The organism is Streptomyces sp. NPDC046925 (genome assembly GCF_040644915.1).
Lineage (GTDB): Bacteria > Actinomycetota > Actinomycetes > Streptomycetales > Streptomycetaceae > Streptomyces.
On sequence record NZ_JBEYWZ010000014.1, the window covers coordinates 63,033 to 81,938 of the forward strand.

Genomic DNA, 18,906 nt, shown 5'->3' on the forward strand with positions numbered 1-18,906 from the left:
CCTCGGTGGCTCATCGCCCCGTCAGTCCGCGAGCATGGCGGCGACGCTCGCGAGGACCTGCGGGTCGTTGTCGAACGCGACGTGGCTGCGCGCCCCCGCGCTCAGTCCGGGGCCGCCGTCGCCGGGCGACCACACGGTGCGTTCGGGGTCGGCGCGCAGGAATCCGCGCACGTCCCGCGAGTCGGGCCCCACCGCGGCGGCGTCGAGATACCAGTGCTGCATTCCCGCGATCGGCGTGACGGCGGACTGTCCCACGGGTCCGCGCTCCAGGACTCCGGAGATGAAGTAGAGCAGCGACCTCGGGTAGAGGAACGGCACGAGATGGTCGGCGCGCTCCGCCGGGTCAGTCATGGTGAACATCCGGAAGCGGTCGAAGAGTTCGCTCTGGCGGCGGACCACGGGCGCGAGCTGCGCCACCGTACAGGCGGGCGCGAGGAGCACCACGTCCCGCAGCCGGAAGTCGGCGGGCAGCGGATCGTCGACGGCGGCGCGCCTGCGCACGAGGTCGTCGAGGAGGTTGCCGATGAACACGGCGCCCGCGCTGTGGCCGACCACGGTCACCTGCGGGCGGGTTCCGGCGGCGAGGAGCTCGGCGAACCGGTCGAGGAAGTAGCGTCCCGCGCGGATCTCGTCGTCCGGCGCGGTGAAGGTGTCGGCGGTCTGCCGTTTCATCGCGTCCCAGATCGCGGCGCCCGCGTGGGCGAGGTAGAACTCGCGCAGTATCTCCTCGACGACCGTCGGGTAGAGCCCGTGGTCGGTGCGCTGCCGGAAGCGGCCGACGACGGCGGCCACGACCCGCACGGTCTTGCGCACGACCAACGCGGTGCTCACCAGGGCGCGTTCCCCCGTGCCCGCCCTGCCCGCGAGGGCGGCCACGACGTCCGGCGACATCAGTGTGACCGCCGCGGCACGCCCCCCGATGACCTCTCGCGCCGCGACGGCCGGCTCATTGGTCTGCGTCTTGTCCTCGTCGAGGACCGAGTTCACGATCTCCCGTGTCCGCTCGGCCAGTTCGGTGTCCGCCGAGAGCTCCGCGGCGATCGCCGTCTGCTCGGGCTCGGTCAGCGGCGGCACGTCCGGCGGCACGATCATGCGCGCGTAGGGCTCCTGGCCCGACCGCACCCGGGCCAGTTCGGCCGCCACCGCCCGCGTGCTCGGGGTGGGTGCCGTGCCGAGTGCGCGCTGCCCCGGCTGCCCGAAGACGGCACCGGTGGCGTAGCGGGTGACCCTGTTGAGGAGCGTGCGGAAGACGCTCTCGTTCAGGATGCGCGGCAGGTTGCTGCGCAGCGTTTCGAGCAGCCCGCTGCTCCACACGAAGAAGACGGGATCGACGCCCGCCGCCTCGTACACGGGCGCGAGCCGCTGTGCGGTGGCGAAGCCCAGGGTGTCGTCGATGAGCCCCCCGTGGAAGTGCAGCACGACACGCGGCCGGTCCTTGAGCCCGGCCACGAGCGAGTCGATGTCGGCGGTGGTGGTCGAGGCGAGCCGACCGCCCTGCCTGCTGTGGATGCACCGATCACGGAAGGAAGCCATGCCCCGGACGGTAGAACCGCCCCGCCGGCCCGGCATCGGGGGCGGGCTCAGGGATAACCCCTGAGCCCGCGGGGCCCGGCGGACTAGGAACCCGAGGGGGCACCCATCCACTCGGCCTCGTAGCCCGCGTACGTCCCGTCGTGGGTCGCCAGGTGCGTGAACTGGTCGACGTACTCCTTGAACTCCTCGTCCCCGCGCGGCAGGGCGTAGGCCTTCTCGGAGAAGGTGAAGGGCTTGTCGGGGTGCAGGGAGCAGAGCTCGGGGTGGATCTTGGCCTGGTAGCGGGTCTCGCTGGCGTCGGTCATCATCACGTCCGCGCGGCCCTCGATGATCTCCTGGAAGATCGTGGTGTTCTCGGGGTGCTGCTTGATGGTGGCCTGCTTGATGTGGGCGCGGGCGAACTGCTCGTTCGTGCCGCCGGGGTTCACGATGACGGTGGTGCCCGCCTTGTCGATGTCCGCAAGGGTGCCCTCGCCGAACTTCTCCTTGTCGGCGCAGCGCACGATCGGCGTCTTGCCGTCCTCGCGGGTCGGTTCGCTGAAGTAGACCTGGCGGGCGCGCGGGAGGGTGATCGAGACGCCGCCGACCGCGATGTCGCAGCGGCCCGCCGCGACGTCCTTGGTCAGGTTCGCCCAGGTCGTGGCCACGTATTTCGGCTTGGCGTCCAGGCTTTCCGCCAGGTCCTCGGCCATCTTGATGTCGATGCCGCTGTACGTCTTGCCCTTGGGGTCGAGGTGCGTGAAGGGGCGGTAGTCGCCGGTGGTGCACACCTTCAGGACGCCCGCCTTGGGCACGGAGTCCAGGAGACTGCCGTGGCGGCTTCCGTGGCCGCCGTTGCCGCGCCCGGTGTCGGGTGACGCGGGCGCGGCGGCGGTGACGGCGAGCAGGCAGACCAGGGCTGACAGCGTGGCGGCGCGCTTCATGGGGCTCCTCCGTACGGGGTTTCGCGGCTCGGAGGGATCACCCTCGCAGAAGCGTTATGGCAGGTGAAGCCCCTTCTCATCAGGCGAGCGGCGTCAGTTGGGCCGCCGTGAGGGCGGGGCCGTCCCCGGTGTCGTACGCGTCCTCGTCGAACGGGTACAGCGGGCGCTCCACCCGGTGGTGACCGAGCCGGAGGAGGTCCTGGTCGACGCCGCCGGGGGTGAGGGCGAGGAGCCAGTCGGCGGCCATGTCGTAGAGCTCGGGCTCCAGGTAGCCGATCTTGACGACGACCAGGTCGAAGGTGCGCGGGTCGATGCCGAGGCCGCCGTCCGCGGGGCCCGTGAAGTCCGCGAGGGTGTGGAAGGGCTTGCGGCGCTCGACGAGGATGACGGTCACGCCGCCGGTCCGCACCGCGGCCATGTCGACACCCCGGTCGTACGCGCCGCCCTCCGCCCGGTCCTTCTGGTCGGCGGCGCGCTGCAACGCCACGACGGTGCCGGTGAGTTCGTACGGGCCGCCGTGGTTCGCGTCGACCTTGCCGCCGACGCTCAATGTGACCTCGGCGCCCACGCCGGCCTCGAAGCAGCGGGCGACGGCGACGGGGTCGGTGATGCCGGGGTGCACCGCGGTGACCTTCCCGGAGCGGATCGCGTCGTTCTCCAGGAGCCTGCCCAGCATGTACGCCAGGTCGCCGGCGCCGCCCGCCGTGGGGTTGTCGCCGGAGTCGCTGATCAGGAAGGGCCGCTTGTCCGAGGCGACCGCCTGTGCGATGCACTCGTCGGCGCCGCCGGTGGGCCCGACGAAGACAAAGTCACGCCGGGCGTCCCAGTAGCGGCGGGCCAGCTTCTCGGCCTCGGCTGCGGCCAGCGCGGAGTCGTCGCCGGTGACGACGATCGCGGCCTTGCAGCGCGGCTCGTCCGCCCAGGCGTAGCCGACCCACATCGCGGCGTCGAGGATGCCGGGCAGCTTCTCGATCTCGGCGAGCGAGGCGTAGAGGGACTTGGCGGGCTCCAGGCGGGTGCTGGTCTTCTCGCCGGGAAGCAGTACCGGCACCTGCACCCAGGCGCGGTGCGGCCGTACTCCCTCGCGCAGGCAGCGCACGAGGTTGCGGGCGGCGCGCTCGCGGGTCTCCCAGGCGTCCTCGTGCGGGGCGAGGCGGTGGGCGGTGAGCAGATCGATCGGCTCGGCGAACCGGCGCGAGACGTTGCCGTGCAGGTCCATGGCGGTCGACATCATCGGACGTCCGCCGTCGGGGGTGCCCACCGCGTCGAGAGCGGCACGGACCGCTTCGGTCAGGTCGGCCTCGGCGTCGGTCAGGCCGATGACGCTCATCGCGCCGTGGATGTCGTACACGAGGCCGTCCAGCGGGCCCGCTTCCCGTATGCGCGTGACCAGTTCGTCCTTGAGGATCAGATACGACTCCGCCTCCACGGGACCGCCGGGCAGCGAGGTCGCGTGCAGGAGCGGCACCCACTCGACCTCGGGGGCGAGGTCGGAGTCCGGCCGGGTCCAGGTGTAGCGGTCCAGGAGGTCCTGGCCGCGGGTCTGGCGGAAGTCGTCCGTGGTGGAGCGGTGCGGGCAGAAGGTGGAGGACTCGATGCCGATGCCGCCGATGCCGATACGGAGGCGACGCTGGTTCGTTGCGGGGGTGGTCATGCTTGGACGCTCTCTTCCTGGGATGACGGGTCCTGTGATGCCGGGGAGATGGGGAGGTGCTGGCGCAGGGCGGTGAGTCCGGCGCCGAGGAGGCCCGCGTCGCGGCCCGTCACGGTGGTGGTGATCTCCAGGTCCGCGGTGGCCAGGGGCAGGCAGCGCTCGTAGAGGACACCGCGCACGGCGGCGACGAGCGGTTCGGCGGTGGCGAGGACCCCGCCGAGGGCGACGGCCCGGGGGTTGAAGAAGTTCACGACGACGGACAGGACGGTGCCGATGTGCCGTCCGGCGGTGCGGACCAGGGTGGTGGCCTGCGGGTCGCCGTCGGCGACGAGCCGCAGGAGTTCGGTGGTGTCCGCCACCTTCACGCCCTGTGCGGCGAGTTCGCGGATGAGGGCGGCGCCGCTGGCCACGGTCTCCAGGCAGCCGATGTTCCCGCAGCTGCACGGCCTCTCGCCCGCCGCCTCTATGCGTACGTGGCTGATGTCGCCCGCGGAGCCGTTGGCGCCGTCGTGCGGGCGGCCCGCGACGATGACGCCGCTGCCGATGCCGCGGCCCGCCTTGACGACGACCATGTGGTCGAGGCCGGGGCGCGCGGTGCGGTGCTCCCCGACGGCCATCATCGTGGCGTCGTTGTCGACGGTGACGGGGATGCCCAGGCGCTCGGCGAGGACGTCCCGCAGCGGGTAGCGGTGCCAGCCTGGCATGCGCGAGGGGCTCAGGACGCGGCCCTCGGCGGGCTGTACGGGCCCGGGGAAGGCGACGCCGAGGGCGCGGACGGTGCGGCCCGCCTCGCGCTGGCGTTCGCCGAGCTCGGCGACCTGCCCGCAGAGCCAGTCGACGGCGGACTCGGGCCCGGCGGTGATGTCGTGCGGCAGGTCGACGGCGTCCAGGACCGTGCCGCCGAGGTCGACGACGCCGATGCGCGCGTGGTGGCTGCCGAGGTCGGCGGCGAGGGCGACGCCGCCCTGCGCGCGGACGCGGAGCAGCCGGGGGCGGCGGCCTCCGCGGGATGCTCCCTCGCCGGATTCGGTCAGCACACCGGCGTTGACGAGTTCCTGCACGCGCAGCGACACGGTGGAGGGGGCGAGCCCCAGTTCCCGTACGAGATCGGCCCGGGAGGAGGCGGCGCCCGAGGAGACCAGCTGCAGGATGTGCTGCGCCGACCCCGGTTCGCCGTGCGGTGTTCCGGCCATGCCGCCCCCAGTTGTCATGCCGTGCCCAGTTGCTTCGATCGGTTCGTTCGACATCAGGAGGAACACTAAGTCTCTTCGAACCAAGTTGGCCAGGGCCTTCGACTTTAGGACTTCTTGCCGAACGAAGCTCTTGACTTGATTTTGTCGCCAGATCTAGCGTTCAGGCGCCGCCCGTCGATCTCCGGCACGGTCCGGCTCTCGCATCCCTGGAGGCCCTTCGCCATGCGCTCAAGGCGATCACGTCCCCGCGCGCGGCGTCGCGCTCTCATAGCCGTCGCGGCATCCGCCGCCGCGCTCGCCCTCACGGCGGTCACCGGCTGCACGCAGGAGGGCGGCCGCATCGACATGGGCCCCACCGGCGGCACACCGGTCGAGGGCGGCACCGCCACGATGGCCCTGCCGCCCGCCGCGACCCCGAACTGGATCTTCCCGATCGGCGCGCCCGGCTACGGCGCCTCGTACAACTACGGCATCCAGTCGCTGCTCTTCATGCCGGTGTACGACGCCGTGCAGGACAAGGGCGAGCTGACCACGCACGGCCCGAGCACGCTCGGCTCGGAGCCGGAGTTCAGCGACGGCAACAAGACCGTGACGGTGCCGCTGCGCGAGGGCGTGACATGGTCCGACGGAAAGCCCGTCACGGCACGCGACATCGAGTTCTGGTTCAACCTCGTCAAGGCCAACAAGGCGAGCTGGGGCAACTACTCGGTCGGCACGATGCCCGACAACGTCAAGCGCTTCGAGACCGTCGACGACCACACCGTGCGCCTGCACCTGAGCCGCGCCTACAACCCCGACTGGTTCACCGCCAACCAGCTCACCCTCATGCGGGCCCTGCCCCAGCACGCCTGGGACGCCAAGACGGACGGCGGCAAGATCGGTGACTGGGACCGCACGAAGGCCGGCGCCAAGACCGTCTTCGCACGCCTCACCCGGCACGCCAAGAGCCTCGGATCGTACGGCTCGGACCCCCTCTGGAAGACGGTCAACGGGCCCTGGAAGCTGGCGGGCTGGCGTGACAGCGGGCAGGTCACCATCGTTCCGAACGAGAAGTACACCGGCCCGAAGTCGCAGCGCCCGCACCTGGACAAGGTGGTCTTCAAGCCCTTCACCACGGCCGACTCCGAGTACAACGTCCTGCGTTCGGGAGGCGTCGACTACGGCTACATCCCGCCGTCGGTGATGGCGCAGAAGGAGAAGTTCCAGGACAAGGGCTACCGCGTCGATCCGTGGGAGGGCTGGGCGGCGACGTACATCGTCTACAACTTCAACTCCACGCACGCGGGCCCGATGATGGACCAGCTCTACATCCGCCGGGCCATGCAGCACCTCGTCGACCAGAAGGCGATGAGCGATGTCGTCTGGCAGGGCAGCGCGACGCCGACGCTCGGCCCGGTGCCGGTGACGCCCAAGAGCCAGTACCTCTCCGACGCGATGGAGAAGAACCAATACCCCTTCGACGTGCGGAAGGCCCGGCGGCTTCTCACCGCGCACGGCTGGAAGACGGTGGACGGCACCGCACGCTGTGTGCGCCCCGGCACGGGAGCCGACGCGTGCGGCAAGGGCATCCCGAAGAACGCCCCGCTGGAACTCACCCTGCTCTCCCAGTCCGGCTCCACCGAGACGACGAACATGATGCAGGAGCTCAAGTCCTCGCTCTCCCGGGCCGGGATCGACCTCACCGTGCGCCAGCAGCCGCTGAACTCCGTGCTCGGCAACTCCGTGCCCTGCAAGGCGAAGGACCCCGGCTGCGACTGGGACATGTCGTTCTTCGGGACGGCCGGCAGCTGGTACTACCCGCTCAACCCCAGCGGTGAGCAGCTCTTCTCCACCGGGGCCTCCGCCAACTTCGGCAACTACAGCGACAAGAAGGCCGACCGGATCATCCGCGCGGTGCAGTACTCGCCCGACATGAAGGCCGTGCACGCGTACGGCGAATACCTCGCCGAGCAGCTGCCCGTGATGTGGATGCCCAACCCCGCCTACCAGGTCTCGGTGATCCGCAACGACCTGCGGGGCGTCAGCCAGAACCCGACGGTCACCTTCGCGCCGCAGGACTGGTACTACGTCAAGAAGAAGGGAGCCGACAAGTGACCGGCTTTCTGGTCAAGCGCTTCCTTCAGGCGCTGGTCGTACTGTTCCTGGTCTCGATCATCGTCTTCACCCTGCTCCACATGCTGCCCGGCGGCCCGGCACGCGCCATCCTCGGCCCCAAGGGCACCCCGCAGCAGATCGAGCACTTCAACCACCAGCAGGGGTACGACCGTTCGCTGCCCCAGCAGTACGTGATGTACCTGAAGCGGCTCTTCACGGGTGACCTCGGCGAGTCCTTCAAGCTCAACTCGCCGGTCTTCGACCTGCTCAAGCAGCGGCTGCCGAAGACCCTGCTCCTGACGGTGCTCTCCACCGCCCTCGCCGTGGTCATCGCGGTCCCACTGGGCCTGCTGCAGGCCGTGCGGCGCGGCAAGGCGTCCGACTACGCGCTGACGGGGCTGGCCTTCCTGCTCTACGCGACGCCGGTGTTCTTCCTCGGCCTCATCATGATCATCCTGTTCGCGCAGGTGATGCCGATCCTGCCTGCGGAGGCACCGCAGGGCGAGAGCGTGCGCAAACTCCTGGGCGACTTCACGGGGTTGGTCCTGCCGGTCGTCACCATGGCCTTCGGCATCGTGGCGATGTTCAGCCGCTACATGCGCTCGGCGGTCCTGGACAACCTCACCGAGGAGTACGTCCGTACGGCGATGGCCAAGGGCCAGTCGAGCCGCCGCATCATGGTCCGGCACGTCCTGCGCAACGCGCTGATCCCCCTCGCGACGCTGCTCGGCCTCTACCTGCCGACGCTCTTCAGCGGCGCCCTCGTCGTCGAGTCGATGTTCAACTACCCCGGCATGGGGCTGCTGTTCTGGAACGCGGCGCAGGGCTCCGACTTCCCGGTGCTGCTCGGCGTGACCCTCGTCGTCGGTGTCGCCACCGTCGTCGGCTCGCTGCTCACCGACATCCTCTACGCCGTCCTCGACCCCCGGATCCGGAGCGTGGCATGAGTACCGCGACCGCAGACGTCACCCCCGGGGCCGCTCCGGGCAACGAGGCGGCGGCGCAGGCCACGCCCTCGCTCGCCCGCCGGACGCTCCAGGTCTTCACCGGCAACAAGCTCGCCCTGACGGGCGTGGTGGTCCTGGTCCTGCTCCTGGCCTTCAGCTACCTCGGGCCGCTGCTCTACTCGACCGAACAGGTGCACACCGACCTGTCGCAGGCCAACCTCGCGCCGGGCAGCTCCGGCCACCTCCTGGGCACCACCGACCTCGGCTACGACATGGTCGGGCGGCTGATGGTCGCCGGGCAGACGTCGCTTGAGATCGGCCTGGCTGCGGGTCTCCTCGCCACCCTCTTCGGGACGGTGTACGGGGCGGTCGCGGGGTACTTCGGCGGCTGGGTGGACGCGGCCATGATGCGGATCACGGACGCCGCGCTCGCGATCCCGGCGATGTTCCTGCTCGTCGTCGTCGCCGCGATCATCACGCCGAGCAAGGGCGTCCTCATCGTCATCATCGCCTCGGTCGCCTGGCTCTCCCCCGCCCGCCTGGTGCGCGGCGAGGCGCTCTCGCTGCGCGACCGCGAGTACGTCCAGGCGATGCGGATGATGGGCGGCGGCGGTGCGCGGGCGGTGTTCAAGCACATCGTGCCGAACGCGATCGGCACGGTCATCGTCAACTGCACCTTCCAGATCGCCGACGCCATCCTCTACGTCAGCTACCTGGCCTTCCTGGGCCTGAGCATTCCGCCGCCCTCCGCCGACTGGGGCTCGATGCTCTCGGCCGGCATCACCTACACACAGAACGGCTACTGGTGGCTGATCTTCCCGCCGGGCATCGCGATCGTCCTCGTCGTCGCCGCGTTCAACTTCATCGGTGACGGCCTGCGCGACGCGTTCGAAGTCCGGCTGCGGAAGTAAGGGAGAACCGACGAGATGACCGAGCCACTGCTCACGACCGAGCCACGGCCGACCACCGGGCCGCTGCTCAGAATCGAAGACCTGCGCGTCGACATCGCCTCGCGCGAGCGCACCGTCCACGCCCTCGACGGCATCTCCCTCGAACTCGCCCCGGGCGAGGCCCTGGGCATCGTCGGCGAGTCGGGCTGCGGCAAGACGATGACCGCGCTCAGCGTCCTGGGCCTCCTTCCGCCCGGCGGCGCCGTCACCGGCGGACGCATCCTGTTCGACGGCCACGACCTGGCCGCGGCCCCCGCACCCGTCCTCCAGGACGTACGGGGCAACACCATCGGCATGGTCTTCCAGGACCCGCTGACCTCGCTGAACCCGACGATGACGATCGGCGCGCAGGTGGCCGAACCGCTCGTCCTGCACCGCCCCGAACTGAGCCGCAAAGAGGCGTGGGCGCGGGCCGAGGAGATGCTGCGCCTGGTCGGCATGCCGCAGCCCGCCGAGCGCATGAAGGCCTACCCGCACCAGCTGTCGGGCGGCATGCGCCAGCGCGTGGCGATCGCCATGGCCCTGGTCTGCGAGCCGAAGCTGCTCATCGCCGACGAGCCGACCACCGCCCTCGACGTGACGACGCAGCACCAGATCCTGGAGCTGATCGACGGCCTGCGCGAGCGGCTCGGCATGGCGATGATCCTGGTCACGCACGACCTGGGCGTCATCGCCAACCGGGTCGACCGGGTGGCCGTGATGTACGCGGGCACGGTCGCCGAACAGTCCGACGTACGCGACCTGTTCACCCGGCCCCGGCACCGCTACACCGAGGCGCTGTTCGCCTCGCTCCCCGAGCGGGCCGCGGACAGCGGCTCGGCGCTCCACACCATTCCCGGCCTTCCGCCGAACCTGGCGGTGCGCCCGACCGGATGCCGGTTCGCACCGCGCTGCACCTTCGCCACGGACGAGTGCCGTGAGCGGGAGCCGCAACTCGCGGACGACGACGTGCGCGGCGCCGCGCACCGGTTCGCCTGCTTCCACCCGGTGCCGGACGACGCCACGGAGGCGGAGGTCGTGATCCCGCCGACCGTGCCCGCGCCGCGCGCACCGGGCGACGTGCTCGTCGCACTCGACTCCCTGGTCAAGGACTTTCCCCTCAAGGGCGGTGCCTTCTCGCGCCGTCGGGGCACGGTCAGCGCGGTGGGCGGGGTCAGTCTGGAGATCCGCAAGGGCGAGACGTTCGGGATGGTCGGCGAGTCCGGCTGCGGCAAGACCACGCTGGGCCGGATCGTCGCGGGCCTCGAAGAGCCGACGGCCGGGCAGGTGCGCTTCGAGGGGCACGACCCGGCGCGGATGTCGCGGACCGAGCGGCGGGCGCACCGGCGGCGCGTGCAGCTGATGTTCCAGGACTCCACGGCCGCCATGGACCCGCGGATGCGCGTGGGCGAGATCCTGCGGGAGCCCCTCGTGATCCAGGGTGTCGGCAGCCGCGCCGACCAGGAGAAGCTGATCGCGGAGCTCCTGGACGCGGTCGGCCTGCCGCGCGGCGCCGTGCACCGCTATCCGCACGAGTTCTCCGGCGGCCAGCGTCAACGCCTGGGGCTTGCGCGGGCGTTGACGCTGTCGCCCGATCTGGTGGTGGCGGACGAGCCGGTCTCCGCGCTCGACGTCTCCGTACAGGCGCAGATCCTGAACCTGATGCGGGAGCTTCAGCGGGAGCGCGGCCTGACGTATCTGTTCATCTCGCACGACCTGGCGGTGGTGCGCCACCTCGCGGACACGGTCGGCGTGATGTACCTGGGCAAGCTGGTCGAGTCGGGCCCGGCCGAGCAGGTGTACGCGCATCCGCTGCACCCCTATACGCGCGGGCTGCTCGACACGGTCAACCTGCCGGACCCGCAGGCGGCGGACGGCATGGACCGCACACCCCTGGAGGGCGAGACACCGTCGGCCGCGAAGCCACCGTCGGGCTGTCGTTTCCGCACCCGGTGCCCCCTGGCACAGGAGGTGTGCGCCACCACGGAGCCTCTGGTGTCGACCCCGAACGGCGCGGGACATCAGGTCGCGTGCCACTTCCCGCTGTCCGCGCCTCGGCTAGCGTCGACGGTGTGAAAGCGGCCAGTGTGAAACTCGCGGATGCCCTGACCCGCCGCCCGCTCGTGCTCGACGGCGGCCTCTCCAACCAGCTGGAGGCCGCCGGGCACGACCTGGGCGACGCCCTGTGGTCGGCGAGGCTCCTCGCCGACGCGCCGCAGACCGTCGCGGCGGCGCACCGCGCGTACTACGCGGCGGGCGCGGACATCGCCACCACGGCGAGCTACCAGGCCACGTTCGAGGGCTTCGCCCGGCACGGCATCGACGCCGTGAGCACCGCCGAACTGCTGCGCCTGAGCGTGGAGTTGGCGCGCGAGGCGGGAGCGGACGCGGGGCGCGACGTGTGGGTGGCCGCGTCCGCGGGACCGTACGGCGCGATGCTCGCGGACGGCTCCGAGTACCGGGGCAGGTACGGCCTGACGGTCGCCGAGCTCGAACGCTTCCACCGTCCGCGCCTGGAGGTCCTGGCCGCCGCGGAGCCGGACGTGTTCGCCCTGGAGACGGTCCCGGACACGGACGAGGCGCGGGCGCTGCTGCGGGCGGTGCGCGGCCTGGGCGTTCCCGCCTGGCTCTCGTACAGCGTCTCCGGCGGCTACACACGGGCGGGTCAGCCCCTGGCGGAGGCCTTCGCCCTGGCCGCCGACGCCGAGGAGGTCCTGGCGGTCGGCATCAACTGCTGCGACCCCGGGGACGCGGACGCGGCGGTGCGTCTCGCCGCGCGGATCACGGGAAAGCCGGTGGTCGCCTACCCGAACAGCGGCGAGAGGTGGGACGCGGCGGCCAGGGCGTGGCGGGGGCCCCGGCGCTTCGGTGCGGGCCGGGTCACGGGCTGGCGGGACGCGGGGGCGCGGCTGATCGGGGGGTGCTGCCGGGTGGGGCCGGAAACGATCTCCCGGGTGGCGGCGGAGCTGTCCGCGTCCGACCGGCCGCAGTGAGCTGGCGGAGAGGGCGCCGCGTTTCCGTCACACCCGCCACGACCTGCGAAAACGCCCTGTCCGAAGGTGACTGTCAGTGCCGGGGTGCAGACTGAGCCGTACCTGAGACAACGGCGTCCCGGAGGTGGCTCCCATGGCTGAGATCATCCTGACCGTAGGCACCCGCAAAGGCCTCTTCATCGGCCGCAAACCCAGCGGCACGAGCACCTGGCAGTTCGACGAAAGTCCGTACTTCAACGCCCAGGCGATCTACTCGGTCGCCATCGACACCCGCGGGGACACGCCCCGTCTCCTGGCGGGCGGCGACAGCTCCCATTACGGCCCGTCCGTCTTCCACTCGGACGACCTCGGCAGGACCTGGACGGAGCCGGCCAAGGCGGCCGTCAAGTTCCCCAAGGACACCGACGCCTCGTTGGAGCGTGTCTGGCAACTGCACCCCGCAGCCGCCGAACCGGATGTGGTGTACGCGGGCACGGAACCGGCCGCGCTGTACAAATCGCAGGACCGCGGCGAGACCTTCGAGCTCGTTCGCCCGCTCTGGGAGCACCCCACGCGTGACCGGTGGGTGCCGGGAGGCGGCGGCGAAGGCCTGCACACCGTGCTCACTGACTCCCGCGACCCGGACGCGGTGACGGTCGCCGTCTCCACCGCCGGGGTATTCCGCACCCGGGACGGCGGCAAGAACTGGGCCCCGTCGAACAGCGGCGTCTCCGCGGCCTTCCTGCCGGACCCGAACCCGGAGTTCGGCCAGTGCGTGCACAAGGTCGCGCGCGACGCCGTCGATCCGGACCGCCTGTATCTGCAGAACCACTGGGGCGTGTATCGAAGCGACGACGCGGGCGCGCACTGGACGGACATCGGCGAGGGCCTGCCCTCCGACTTCGGCTTCGCGGTCGTCGCCCACCCGCACCGCGCGGACACCGCCTACGTCTTCCCCATCAACGCCGACGCGGACCGCGTCCCCGCCGACCACCGCTGCCGGGTGTACCGCACGGGTGACGCCGGCAAGAGCTGGGAGCCGCTCAGCGCGGGCCTCCCGACCGACGATCACTACGGCACGGTGCTGCGCGACGCGATGTGCAGCGACGGCCAGGACCCGGCGGGCATCTACTTCGGCAATCGCAACGGCGAGGTGTTCGCGTCGGCGGACGACGGCGACAGCTGGCAGGAGTTGGCCTCCCACCTGCCCGACGTACTGTGCGTCAGGGCGGCGGCCATCGGTTGATCGGCGCCCCCGTTACGGCAGTAGGGTGACGCCGTGGCATCACGACCCTTGCATGAAATCGTCGAAGCGGGCTGGGCGAAGGCCCTCGAACCCGTCGCCGGGAAGATCACCGAGATGGGCGACTTCCTGCGCGCGGAGATCGCGGCGGGACGCACCTATCTCCCGTCCGGGCCGAACGTCCTGCGCGCGTTCCAGCAGCCTTTCGACGAGGTGCGGGTGCTCATCGTCGGCCAGGACCCCTACCCGACCCCGGGGCACGCGGTGGGTCTGTCGTTCTCGGTCGCGCCCGAGGTGCGCCCGCTGCCCGGCAGCCTCATCAACATCTACCGCGAGCTGGGCTCCGACCTGGGCCTCCCGCAGCCGTCGAACGGCGATCTGACGCCCTGGACCCAGCAGGGCGTCCTGCTGCTCAACAAGGCGCTCACCACGGCTCCGCGGCAGCCCGCCGCACACCGGGGCAAGGGCTGGGAAGAGGTGACCGAGCAGGCCATCAGGGCGCTCGCCGCACGCGGGCGCCCCCTGGTCTCCATCCTGTGGGGGCGCGACGCCCGCAACCTGCGGCCGCTGCTCGGCCCGCTGCCGTCCGTCGAGTCGTCGCACCCCTCGCCCATGTCGGCGGACCGCGGCTTCTTCGGCTCGCGCCCCTTCAGCCGCGCCAACGACCTGCTCGTCCAGCAGGGCGGGCAGCCGGTGGACTGGCGGCTTCCGTGACGGACGCCGTGTGTGTCCTCGGGGTCGACTCGGGCGGCTCCGGCCTCCGGGTCGCCATGGACCGGCTCGACGGCCTCGCCCGCCCCGCCCCCGTCAGCTCCAAGGAGCCGGTGCGCACCGGTGCGCTGGGCATAGACGCCGAGCACTTCATGGAGCAACTGGAGCCGCTGGCGCGGGAGTTGCTGGACCAGGCGGGCGGCGGGCGGATCACCGCCGTGGCCATCGGGGCCGCGGGCATGGCGACCCTCGGCGCCGACCTGCGCGCGCAACTGCCCGCCGCGCTCCGGGACGCCCTGGGCGTACGGCACCTGGCGCTCGCCGCGGACGCCGTCACCGCCTATGCGGGCGCGCTCGGCGACCGTCCCGGCGCAGTCGTCGCCGCGGGCACCGGCATGATCGCGATCGGCACGGACCTGACCGCGTGGCACCGCGCCGACGGCTGGGGGCATCTGCTCGGCGACTGCGGGGGCGGCGCGTGGATCGGCCGCGCGGGCCTCGAAGCGGCGATGCGGGCGTTCGACGGGAGGCAGGGCGGTTCGAAGGCGCTGCTCGCCCGCGCCGAGGAGCTGTTCGGCCCCGTGCAGCAACTGCCCGGACAGCTCTATCCGCGTACGGACCGGCCCGCGATGCTCGCCTCCTTCGCGCCCGAGGTGGCGCGCTGCGCCCCCGACGACCCCGCGGCCGCCGCGATCCTGCGCGAGGCCGCCCGGCACATCGCCGATGCCGCGGCCGCCGTCTGCCCGGCGCCGGACCGGGTCGGCCGGGGCGAGCACCCCGAAGTGGCCCTGACCGGCGGCCTGTTCAAGATGGGTGACGCGCTGCTGCGCCCGGTGGAGGCGGAGCTCGCAGACCGCCTGCGGCACGTACGGCTCGTTCCGGCGGCCGGTGATCCCCTGGACGGCGCGGTACGGATAGCCGCCGATGTCGCCGCGGACCGGCTGCGGCTGCCGCTGGACCCGCGCATGCTCACCGTGCACATCCAGTGAGCCGTGCACGTCCAGTGAGCCGTGCACGCCCGGTGAGGCGCGCACATGCGGGGCGGCAGTTGACCACTCCGTAATGTGACAGTTGACCTCTTCGGAACTCACAAGACAAAAGTGGACTTATACCGCCCGCCTGTACCCTCCCCGAACAGTGAAGCCCCGAAGACCAGTAGCATGCGGGGCCATGAGCTCCCCCACCGGGCCCGCATCAGGCCTGCCCGTACGAATGCCGCGACCCCGCCAGCCCGGTCGGCACCGCCGCCCGGAGCCCGTGGCGGCTCCCGAGAACGCGCCCGCGCTCGTTCTCGCCGTACCGGGCGTACCCAGCACCGCCACGCGCAGCCTCGCCGAAGAGGTCGTGAGCATCGCCCGCTCCGAGCTGCCCGGCCTCGACGCCCGCATCGGGTACCTCGACGGGACCGAGGACGCCACGACCACCTCGTTCCCGGAGTTCCCCTCGCTGCAGTCCGTGCTCGCGCACGCCGCCGCCGAGCGCACCGCGCGCTTCGAGCAGGCGCGTGCCGCGGGCGCGGAGGTCGCCGAGCCCGACGGGCCCGTCGCCGTCGTGGTGCCGCTCCTCGCGGGCCCCGACAACGCGCTGATGCGGCGCGTGCGGCAGGCCGTGAACGACAGCCGCGCCCCCGCCGAGCTGACGGACGTGCTCGGCCCGCACCCGCTGCTCGCCGAGGCGCTGCACGTGCGTCTCTCCGAGGCCGGTCTGGCCCGCGCGGACCGCGCGCGCCTGTTCACGGTGGCCACCGCGGCGGACGGCATCGTCCTGGCCACGGTCGGCGGCGAGGAGGCCGTGCAGGCCGCCGGGATCACCGGCATGCTGCTCGCCGCCCGTCTCGCGGTCCCGGTGATGGCCGCCGCTCTCGACCAGGAGGGCGCCATCGCGAACATGGCCGAGGAACTGCGCGGCTCCGGCTCCACCCAGCTGGCGCTCGCCCCGTACCTGATCGGTCCGGAGATCGACGCGGGCCTGCTCGACGCGGCGGCCAAGGAGGCCGGCTGCTCGGTCGCCGAGTCGCTGGGCGCCTACCCCGCGATCGGCAAGCTCGCCCTCTCCAAGTACGCGACGGCGCTCGGGATCGCCCCGCAGCAGCCGTCGGGCGCGCCGGTCCACTGACCGCACCGCGCCGGCAGACCTGATGCCGTTACGCCGATGGGCCCGCCCCCTCACGCAGGGGGCGGGCCCATCGGCGTAGGGGCAGGCGCGGTGATTCAGCCGAAGATCACGCAGGAGGCGGCCGGGGCCTCGATCGAACCGGCACGGCGCGGGATGCCCGTCCCGGGGTCGACGGCGAACCACGTCACGTCGCCGGAGCGCTCATTGGCCGCGTACAGGAACCGTCCGGACGGGTCGATGGCCAGGTCACGCGGCCAGCGCCCGCCGCACGGCACGGTGGCGGCCAGCCGCGGCCTGTCCCCCGCCTCGTCCAGCGCGAGCACCGAGATGACGTCCTGGCCGCGGGTGGCGGTCCACAGGAAGCGGCCGTCGGGCGCGACGACGACCTCGGAGGGGTAGGCCTCGCCGTCCCCCTCCACGGGCCCCGGCAGGACGGCCGCCTCGCCGAGCGGCTTGAGGGCTCCGTCGGCGGCGTCCCAGGCGCAGATCGTCAGGGTGGGGGCGAGCTCGTTCAGGACGTACGCGCGATCGCCGCGCGGATGGAACACCAGGTGCCGCGGCCCTGAGCCCGGCCGCAGCGCGACCTCGCGGTGCAGCACCGGCTCGCCCGCCGCCGTGAGCTCGCAGACGCGTACGGAGTCGGTGCCGAGGTCGACGCTCACCGCCCAGCGGCCGCTCGGGTCGGGCAGGACCTGGTGGGCGTGCGGTCCCTGCTGGCGCTGCGGGTGGGGCCCGGTGCCGGTGTGCTGCAGGATGCCGGAAGGGGTGCGGTCCAGGCCGCCGTCGGGGCGCACCGGCACGGCGGTGACGCTGCCGGAGCCGTAGTTGGCGGTCAGGACGTGTCCGGCGTGCACGGCGAGATGCGTGGGCGCCGCCCCGCCGACCGGGACCGGCGGCCCGGCCTGCCGCAGCTTGTCGCCGTCGACGCGGTACGCGGCGACGGCACCGTCCGATGTCTCGCTGACGGCGTAGAGAATGTCGCCCGCTGGCGACAGGGCGAGGTACGAGGGGTCGGCGACCGTGTCCGTGGTGCCCAGGACGGTCAGCGCACCGCTGTCCGCGTCGACCGCGGCGGCGATGATCCCGGACCCGCCTGCCGCGGTGAAGGATCCGATGTACGCCCGCCCGCTCTCGCCCTGCCTGCCGACCACTGCGTTCCCCTCTCGACTCTCGACCGAGCGCCGCGTCCAGGGGGCGCTCGTGCGGCAGACGCTAGCAGGCGGTCTAGACCAACGCCCGGCCGCTTTCGCCGCGCGTCCTGGCCAGGGCCTCGGGGTGGTGGACGTAGGCGGGGTGCCGCTCCACCGTGTCGTACGTGCGGTGGAAGACGGGTGTCGTGCTGCCGGAGAGCGGCGGCACGATCCAGGACCAGTCGGCGCCGACGGTGCGGCCCTTGCTCTCCTCGCGGCCGACGTGGGCCAGGAAGCGCCGGGACTCGGTGTGGTGGTCGGTCATGGTGATCCCGGCCCGGTCGAAGGAGTGGAGCACCGCCCGGTTGAGCTCGACCAGGGCGCGGTCCTTCCACAGGGAACGGTCGCTCGCCGTGTCGAGCCCGAGCCCCCGGGCGACGCGCGGCAGCAGGTCGTAGCGGTCGCTGTCGGCGAGGTTGCGGGCGCCGATCTCGGTGCCCATGTACCAGCCGTTGAACGGCGCGGCGGGATAGCAGACGCCGCCGATCTCCAGGCACATGCAGGCCAGCGCGGGCACCGCGTGCCAGCGCAGCCCGAGCCCCGCCCACCAGGCGTGATCGGGGTGTTCGATCGGCACTTCGAGCACGGCGTCGGGCGGCAGCCAAAACCAGCGGGGCCGGTCGTCGCCGGTCCCCTGGACCACCAGGGGCAGTACGTCGAAGGGTGTGCCTGGGCCGCCCGGCCAGCCCAGGCCGCGGGCGAACGCGGTGATCCCGGCGTTGCGCGGGTCGCCGACGATCCGGCCGTCGGGACTCTCGTACCCGGCGTACCGGATGAGCTGTTCGTTCCAGATGCGGGGCCCCGGGCGGCCGGGCGCGTCGGGGGCGAAGACGGTGATCAGGGGCCTGATCCGCCGCCCGCCCCGGACGGCCTGCCGCAGGTGCTCCGCCGACGCGGCGGCGATGTCCCCTGCGGCGGTCAGCTCCCTGCGGTCCAGGACGTGCAGGGAGCGCCAGTAGAGGCGCCCGATGCAGCGGGCGGCGTTGCGCCAGGCGAGCCGTGCGCCGAAGACGAGCTCGTCGTGCGTATGGCGGTAGGTGCCCGTCCCGTCGATCTCGGCGAACACCCCGGCGATCCGCGGGGCGGGGTCACCCCGGCGGGCCTCGTCGTGGTGCAGGCGGATGAACTCGGCGGCCGCCCGGCGCAGTGCGGGCCCGTCCCGGGCGGCGTCCGCGGCGCGCCGGTGGGTGGCTGCCCGGTCCGCGGTTCCGCTTGCCCGCGTGCCGCTGTCCGCAGGGGTTCCGTGTCCGGCCCTGCGCGGGACATTGCGCATGGTGCACCCCCGGGAGGCGGCGCCGTGGCGCGAACCGCTCCCGCGCGGCCCGCACGTCCGTCAGCCGCGGAGTTACCCCTCCTGCGGGGTGATCCACCCTGTATGTGCCCGGTGAACATGCCTCAGACG

At 72.2% G+C, this 18,906-nt stretch carries 15 protein-coding genes; 9 read left to right on the plus strand and 6 right to left on the minus strand.

The features are described from left to right. Positions 1-21: 21 nt before the first annotated feature. From ABZ906_RS37795 to ABZ906_RS37810, 4 genes are all read right to left on the minus strand, one after another. Positions 22-1,533 carry a hypothetical protein gene (locus tag ABZ906_RS37795; RefSeq protein WP_361390504.1) on the minus strand — a complete coding sequence of 504 codons (1,512 nt, stop codon included), beginning with the start codon at positions 1,531-1,533 and terminating at the stop codon, positions 22-24. Between the two features lie 83 nt (positions 1,534-1,616). Further along, the gene (locus tag ABZ906_RS37800) at positions 1,617-2,456 is read right to left on the minus strand and encodes a transporter substrate-binding domain-containing protein (RefSeq protein WP_361390506.1); all 840 of its coding nucleotides are present in this window, start codon (positions 2,454-2,456) and stop codon (positions 1,617-1,619) included. Positions 2,457-2,535: 79 nt separating this feature from the next. Then, positions 2,536-4,110 (minus strand): M81 family metallopeptidase, encoded by a 1,575-nt coding sequence (locus tag ABZ906_RS37805; RefSeq protein WP_361390508.1) that lies wholly within the window; start codon positions 4,108-4,110, stop codon positions 2,536-2,538. After that, positions 4,107-5,357: an ROK family transcriptional regulator gene (locus ABZ906_RS37810; protein ID WP_361195643.1), complete on the minus strand. Its 1,251-nt coding sequence runs from the start codon at positions 5,355-5,357 to the stop codon at positions 4,107-4,109. The genes ABZ906_RS37805 and ABZ906_RS37810 overlap by 4 nt, the downstream gene beginning before the upstream one ends. A gap of 168 nt (positions 5,358-5,525) precedes the next feature. On the opposite strand from ABZ906_RS37810, the gene ABZ906_RS37815 reads away from it, so the two are divergent. The 9 genes from ABZ906_RS37815 to ABZ906_RS37855 all read left to right on the plus strand — a co-directional run bounded on the left by ABZ906_RS37815 (position 5,526) and on the right by ABZ906_RS37855 (position 16,314). Further along, positions 5,526-7,397: a peptide ABC transporter substrate-binding protein gene (locus ABZ906_RS37815; RefSeq protein WP_361390510.1), complete on the plus strand. Its 1,872-nt coding sequence runs from the start codon at positions 5,526-5,528 to the stop codon at positions 7,395-7,397. Then, positions 7,394-8,344, plus strand: coding sequence for an ABC transporter permease (locus tag ABZ906_RS37820; RefSeq protein WP_361390512.1), 951 nt, complete (start codon positions 7,394-7,396; stop codon positions 8,342-8,344). The genes ABZ906_RS37815 and ABZ906_RS37820 overlap by 4 nt, the downstream gene beginning before the upstream one ends. Further along, the gene (locus tag ABZ906_RS37825; protein ID WP_361195638.1) at positions 8,341-9,255 is read left to right on the plus strand and encodes an ABC transporter permease; all 915 of its coding nucleotides are present in this window, start codon (positions 8,341-8,343) and stop codon (positions 9,253-9,255) included. The genes ABZ906_RS37820 and ABZ906_RS37825 overlap by 4 nt, the downstream gene beginning before the upstream one ends. Before the next feature lie 15 nt (positions 9,256-9,270). Beyond that, entirely contained in the window at positions 9,271-11,349 is a 2,079-nt protein-coding gene (locus ABZ906_RS37830; RefSeq protein WP_361390514.1) for an ABC transporter ATP-binding protein, read from the plus strand. After that, positions 11,346-12,266 (plus strand): homocysteine S-methyltransferase, encoded by a 921-nt coding sequence (gene mmuM, locus ABZ906_RS37835; RefSeq protein ID WP_361390516.1) that lies wholly within the window; start codon positions 11,346-11,348, stop codon positions 12,264-12,266. The genes ABZ906_RS37830 and mmuM overlap by 4 nt, the downstream gene beginning before the upstream one ends. Before the next feature lie 133 nt (positions 12,267-12,399). Next, positions 12,400-13,491: an exo-alpha-sialidase gene (locus ABZ906_RS37840; protein ID WP_361390518.1), complete on the plus strand. Its 1,092-nt coding sequence runs from the start codon at positions 12,400-12,402 to the stop codon at positions 13,489-13,491. A 33-nt stretch (positions 13,492-13,524) separates the two neighbouring features. After that, complete coding sequence (locus ABZ906_RS37845; RefSeq protein WP_361195631.1) at positions 13,525-14,202, plus strand: uracil-DNA glycosylase; 678 nt, start codon at positions 13,525-13,527, stop codon at positions 14,200-14,202. After that, entirely contained in the window at positions 14,199-15,188 is a 990-nt protein-coding gene (locus ABZ906_RS37850; protein WP_361390520.1) for a BadF/BadG/BcrA/BcrD ATPase family protein, read from the plus strand. The genes ABZ906_RS37845 and ABZ906_RS37850 overlap by 4 nt, the downstream gene beginning before the upstream one ends. A gap of 181 nt (positions 15,189-15,369) precedes the next feature. Further along, positions 15,370-16,314, plus strand: a complete 945-nt coding sequence (locus tag ABZ906_RS37855; RefSeq protein WP_361195627.1) for a hypothetical protein — start codon at positions 15,370-15,372, stop codon at positions 16,312-16,314. Positions 16,315-16,409: 95 nt separating this feature from the next. On the opposite strand, the gene ABZ906_RS37860 is transcribed toward ABZ906_RS37855, so the two are convergent. Continuing rightward, entirely contained in the window at positions 16,410-17,465 is a 1,056-nt protein-coding gene (locus ABZ906_RS37860) for a lactonase family protein (RefSeq protein ID WP_361390522.1), read from the minus strand. 73 nt (positions 17,466-17,538) lie between these two features. Continuing rightward, a complete protein-coding gene (locus tag ABZ906_RS37865; RefSeq protein WP_361390524.1) occupies positions 17,539-18,777 on the minus strand; it encodes a nitric oxide synthase oxygenase in 1,239 nt (412 codons plus the stop codon). Positions 18,778-18,906: the final 129 nt, after the last annotated feature.

Excerpts from the sequence above, each read along its gene's own strand:
- ABZ906_RS37795 (WP_361390504.1), bottom strand. The coding sequence starts at position 1,533 with ATGGCTTCCTTCCGTGATCGGTGCATCCACAGCAGGCAGGGCGGTCGG.
- ABZ906_RS37800 (WP_361390506.1), bottom strand. The coding sequence starts at position 2,456 with ATGAAGCGCGCCGCCACGCTGTCAGCCCTGGTCTGCCTGCTCGCCGTC.
- ABZ906_RS37805 (WP_361390508.1), bottom strand. The coding sequence starts at position 4,110 with ATGACCACCCCCGCAACGAACCAGCGTCGCCTCCGTATCGGCATCGGC.
- ABZ906_RS37810 (WP_361195643.1), bottom strand. The coding sequence starts at position 5,357 with ATGTCGAACGAACCGATCGAAGCAACTGGGCACGGCATGACAACTGGG.
- ABZ906_RS37815 (WP_361390510.1), top strand. The coding sequence starts at position 5,526 with ATGCGCTCAAGGCGATCACGTCCCCGCGCGCGGCGTCGCGCTCTCATA.
- ABZ906_RS37825 (WP_361195638.1), top strand. The coding sequence starts at position 8,341 with ATGAGTACCGCGACCGCAGACGTCACCCCCGGGGCCGCTCCGGGCAAC.
- ABZ906_RS37830 (WP_361390514.1), top strand. The coding sequence starts at position 9,271 with ATGACCGAGCCACTGCTCACGACCGAGCCACGGCCGACCACCGGGCCG.
- ABZ906_RS37840 (WP_361390518.1), top strand. The coding sequence starts at position 12,400 with ATGGCTGAGATCATCCTGACCGTAGGCACCCGCAAAGGCCTCTTCATC.
- ABZ906_RS37855 (WP_361195627.1), top strand. The coding sequence starts at position 15,370 with ATGAGCTCCCCCACCGGGCCCGCATCAGGCCTGCCCGTACGAATGCCG.
- ABZ906_RS37865 (WP_361390524.1), bottom strand. The coding sequence starts at position 18,777 with ATGCGCAATGTCCCGCGCAGGGCCGGACACGGAACCCCTGCGGACAGC.